This window comes from Kitasatospora sp. NPDC058190, from assembly GCF_042883685.1.
Taxonomy (GTDB): Bacteria; Actinomycetota; Actinomycetes; order Streptomycetales; family Streptomycetaceae; genus Kitasatospora.
The window spans coordinates 1-4462 of the sequence record NZ_JBHVVI010000248.1 but is presented as its reverse complement, the minus strand read 5'-3'; the positions used below and the strand labels follow the sequence as shown (position 1 = coordinate 4462).

General features: G+C 71.9%; 3 protein-coding genes and 1 pseudogene. 1 reads left to right on the top strand and 3 read right to left on the bottom strand.

Features of this window, described 5'->3' with window-relative positions; all coding sequences use genetic code 11:
* Positions 1-41 precede the first annotated feature (41 nt).
* Positions 42-1604, bottom strand: a complete 1563-nt coding sequence (locus ACFVWU_RS44340; RefSeq protein WP_387632284.1) for a hypothetical protein — start codon at positions 1602-1604, stop codon at positions 42-44.
* 416 nt (positions 1605-2020) lie between these two features.
* On the opposite strand from ACFVWU_RS44340, the gene ACFVWU_RS44335 reads away from it, so the two are divergent.
* Entirely contained in the window at positions 2021-3619 is a 1599-nt protein-coding gene (locus ACFVWU_RS44335; protein ID WP_387632287.1) for a Mu transposase C-terminal domain-containing protein, read from the top strand.
* A 138-nt stretch (positions 3620-3757) separates the two neighbouring features.
* Here the strand turns inward: ACFVWU_RS44335 and ACFVWU_RS44330 are convergent, their stop codons facing one another.
* Together ACFVWU_RS44330 and ACFVWU_RS44325 are read right to left on the bottom strand one after the other, a co-directional pair.
* Positions 3758-4180 carry a hypothetical protein gene (locus tag ACFVWU_RS44330; protein ID WP_387632281.1) on the bottom strand — a complete coding sequence of 141 codons (423 nt, stop codon included), beginning with the start codon at positions 4178-4180 and terminating at the stop codon, positions 3758-3760.
* 46 nt (positions 4181-4226) lie between these two features.
* Positions 4227-4367 (bottom strand): annotated as a pseudogene (locus tag ACFVWU_RS44325) (IS5/IS1182 family transposase); the annotation flags it as partial.
* Between the last annotated feature and the right edge of the window lie 95 nt (positions 4368-4462).

The following is a 4462-nucleotide window of genomic DNA, read 5'->3' as shown; positions in this document are numbered from 1 at the left end:
GCGGGTACTTCATCTGAGCAGCCATCACAAAGGCTCCCTTCTCATGACCCATCAGGCCATCTCGGGCAACCTTCCGCACCTCGGGGGAACCTCAATGGCACCAGTTCCAGCATCGATGCCGGTGGCAGTGACGGGTTGGCGGCGGCTGCTTCCACCGTCTGCCAGTTGTCGTCGGTGAGGAGTTCGACGATGACCGCAGGCGGTAGGGCCGGATGACCGGCGGCGATGGGCCTGGCCTGCCGGTCGGTCAGGCACACGAGCAGGGCCGGGGCCGTTGCGTGGCGGTGGCGGGCGATTTCGCGGAACGCTTTGTGCACCGGCGGCCGGTGTCGGGCCAGGTGTTCCAGCAGGGCAGGTGTCGCGTCGGGATTGGCTGCCACCTTCGCGGCGACTCGCGCTCCGTGCCGTTCGACCATCGCCCGCAGCCGGGTTTCGGAGAGCCCTGGGTGCGGCGCGACGGACTTGACCACTTTGGCGTCGGGGTCGCGGGCCAGCGTGTCGCGGGTTTCGGCCGGCAGGTCGCGGCGCTGGGCCAGGAGTATCCGCACGGTCGCTTCGGGTGAGGCGGCCAGCTCTTCGACCTCGGCCGGACAGGCCGCGGCGATGCGCGGCAGCAGGGGCGAGCCGAGCCGGGTGGCACCGGTGAGGTGGGCGAGGACGTCGAGTGGCAGGCGCGGGTGGTGCGCGAGCCGGCGCTGGACGTCGTGGCCGATGTCGGTGGCCAGGGTGCGGATCAGGGCCTCGTCGATCGCGGGATTGTCCGCGAGCCGGGCACGGACCCAGGGGACGGGATCCTCGGCGAGTCGCGCGTGCACCTGGGGCGGCAGGTCGGGGCGGGCGGCCAGTTCCTGGCGCAGCAGCACCGAGGGGTGGTCGGCGAAGAGCGCGGCGACGGCTGCGGGGGTGGCCGGGTTACGCAGGGCCGCCTGCTGGATGTCGTGTACGGCAGACTCGTGGGAGCCGTCGCAGGCGGCTCCCGGCGGCAGCTCGCAGTCGGGCTCCGGACAGAGCGGGTCGTGGACGAAAGGGGTCGTCTTACGGTCGCAAACCAGGCAGGACCGAGCCGCGGGCAGCCCTTCGCCGGTCAGCAGCGCCGCCAGTAGGGCCGGTGGCGTCGCCTCGTTGGCCGCTGCCGCGCGGCGGACCTCGGTGTGCGGGTGCTGCGCGAGCCGGGCGGCGAGGTCCGACGTCGTCCACAGCGCGAGTTCCGCGACGACCCGCACCTGCGGGTCCGCGGCGAGCGTCAGCGCCACGTCCGGCGGCAGATCGGGGCAGGCGGTCAGCTTCTCCCGGTGTTCCACGAGGGGACCGGTGGCGAGCAGGCGCCCCCACTGAGGCCTGCCAGCGCCTTCTTCGAGCAGGGCGAGCGCCGCGCGCGGCTGTACGGCGGGGTCGACGTCGTCGGCGGTGAGCCGGCCCTCGTACGCGAGCCGTACTGCGGCCTCCTCGAAGCGGGAGGCCAGTGCCTTCACCTGTGCATGGCTGAGGTCCGGGCGGCAGACCAAGGCCTCGGCGAGGTCGGCGTCCGCCACCGCGATCAGCCGGTCGACCAGTTCGCAGGGCAGGGAAGGGTTGGCGGCCAGCCCGTACAGAACGTGATTCACAGGTGAGGATCCTGCCCGACGCGTGATCGAACGGCTCGTGGATTTCGGCGTTGCCGCCTGCCGTACCAGTATCCGGCAGTGGTCCGAGCACGGTACCCGGCGGACCGGGGCCTGCGCCGATTGAAGGTGGTCAGCCTTCCGTCCCGAAGCGCGTCGGCCACGCGTACCGCCGAACCGCTCCACCTCTCAGCCGCCGCCCGCCCGCACGTGTACCGCACACCCCGCCCTGGTGTCAGCGGAATGCCGATTGCGCTGTCACCGACGCGCAGAGTCCGACTTCCTGGATCCAGGACACCCGTGCGCAGGGACACGGGTTCCCGCGGTGTGGGGCAGTGGAGGTGGTGCTCGTGCCGGAGGAGGACGGGCCGGCCGGCGTGGGGCCGGTGGTTCCGGTTGCGTTGGCGCGGCAGCAGGCGGTGGGCCGGCTGCTGGCCCTGGATGCGCGGGGTGAGTTGACGACCGGCCATGTGCGGCTGGTTGCGGACGCGGTGGGGGTGTCGCTGCGCACGGTGTGGCGCTGGCTGGCCGCGGCTCGTGCCGAGGGGCGGACCGGCGCGAAGGGGCGGGAGCGCTTCACGGTTACCCCGCAGGTGCATGCCCGGCTCGTTCTGTGGTGCGGGAACGCGGCCGCGGTGCACCGTGAACTGCTCGCCGAGGCCCGCGCCGCCGCCGATGACGACGATGTGGGGGAGCAAAGCGACGCAGGCGAGGCCGTGTCGGTGGCGGTGCCGTCGCTGGCGACGCTGCACCGGGCGATCCGCCGGGACCTCAACCCCGGCCAGCGCGCGGCCCTGGCCGGTGGGGAGCAGGCCCGGCGCGGTCACGATGTGCACCTGCGCCGGCCCCGGCAGTGGCGCAACGCCTGTTGGGAGGGCGACCACAAACACGTCCCGGTCGAGGTTAACCTGCATGGCGAGCTGGTGTGCCCGTGGGTGACCTGGTTCATCGACTGCGCCACGAACGCCGTCACCGGCGCCGCCATCACCCCGCACGCCCCATCCCGGGACGCGATCCTGGCGGCGCTGCGCACCGCGATCTCCCGTGATGACGAGGCAGGCCTCTACGGGCCGGTCGGCGGCCTGCCCGCCCTGGTGCGCATCGACCGTGGCAAGGACTTCCTCTCCCGCACCGTCACCTCCGCGCTCGGCGCCCTCGCCATCCCCGTCCACGACCTGCCCGCCTACAGCCCCCACCTGAAAGGCACGGTCGAGAACCTCAACCGGTGCGCGGAACGGATGCTCTTCGCCTCTCTGCCCCGCTACACCCACGCCCCCACACCCTCCGTCCGCCGCCGCGACCGGACCAAGGACGAGACAGCGCCGCTGACGTTCACCGCGTTCGTGGAACTGCTGCTCGAGTGGGTCAACTGGTGGAACACCGAGCACACCTCGCCAGCCCTGGCCAGCCGTACCCCGCTGCAGGCATGGCTGGAGGACCCCACACCACTCGAGGACCCGAAGCAGGGGCAGCTGTGGGCGTTCACGCTGGAGGACGACGGCCGTGCCCGCACGCTCACCACCAGCGGCGTGTACTGGCGGGGCCGTTACTACGTCGGCGACTGGATGCAGGGCCTGGCCGGGGACGGGATCAAGGTCCGCATCCGGTTCCTGCCCCACCATGCCCACGAGATCGAGGTCATCGATGCGGTCACCGGCGCCCGCCTGGGCACCGCTCATCTGGCCGACGCGGCCACCGACGAGCAACGGGCCGCCGTACGCCGTACCAGATCGGCCGAGCAGCGCCGACTGAAGAAGGCCCTGGCCACCGCCGAAAAGCTCCGCACCGAACGGTACGCGGCCGTCACCACCCCCCGAACCCCCGAGCCACTTCAGGCGCTGACCGCGATGGAGGCCGACGCCGAGCTCGCAGCGGCAGACGGCCGGGACCTTCAGGCGCTGGCCCTGCCCGGGCTGCTCCCGCACGCCCCGGTCCCGGACGGATGGGTCCTGCCCCGCACCAGAGCGCATGCCGAGCCCGAGCGCGCTGACGGCGGCCCAGCGGATCCGCCGGCCTGAACAGCCGCAGCCCGCACCACACCGCACTGCAGTCGCATCCGTGTCCTGCAACGCCCCGTTTCAAGCCCCGCCCATCGCCTCACCCCGGCCGGCCGGGCCGTGACCCCACTCAGAGGGTGTTCTGTGAGCCTTCGGGGTTCAGCTTGAGTTGGCCTCTGGTGTGGCCGGTGCCGGGTTGGTGAGGGTGAAGAGGCCGGGCTCGGGTTCGGTGAGGATGCCGCGGCTGACCAGGCGTTTCAGCTTGGCGCGGGTGCCTTCGGTGTGCCGTGCCTCGGTGCCGAGGCCGAGGGCTCGGCAGACGTCCTTGACACGGAGTCCTTCTCCCGCTGTCTCGATGGCCGCCAGGATCGCGCGGTATCCGGGAGGCAGCGCCTCGGGTGGCCCCGTCTCGTCCTCGGCGGCCAGTTCCAGGATGGTCTCCCGGGTGATCTGCAGTCGCTTCAAGGTGTCTTCGGCGGCTGCGAGTTGTTCGGCGAGACGGGCGATCTGCTCACGTAGTTCGTCGGCTGTCTCGAGGACGAGCTGCTGCCGGGACTCGATCTTGTCCAGGAGTTCCCTCATCGACGCTCCCGCTGGTCACAGGTGCCGGACGCCAGGGTGGCGGGTCACGCCAGGTCGGGGTGGCGGCGCGGGTGAGGCGGCGGAGCATCACGTCGGTCATGGACCAGTGGATCACCGCCACCGAGCTGGCCGGCTTTGCCTCGTAGTCCCGCGCGAGCCTGCGGTGGAGCATGAGAGTGCCCAGCGTGGAGAGTCGGCCCGGGGCGCGGTGACCAGGTCTCCCTGGTCCCGTTTCCCCGGACCGCTCACCGAACCGGACGTGCGACTCTCACCGCATCCGGC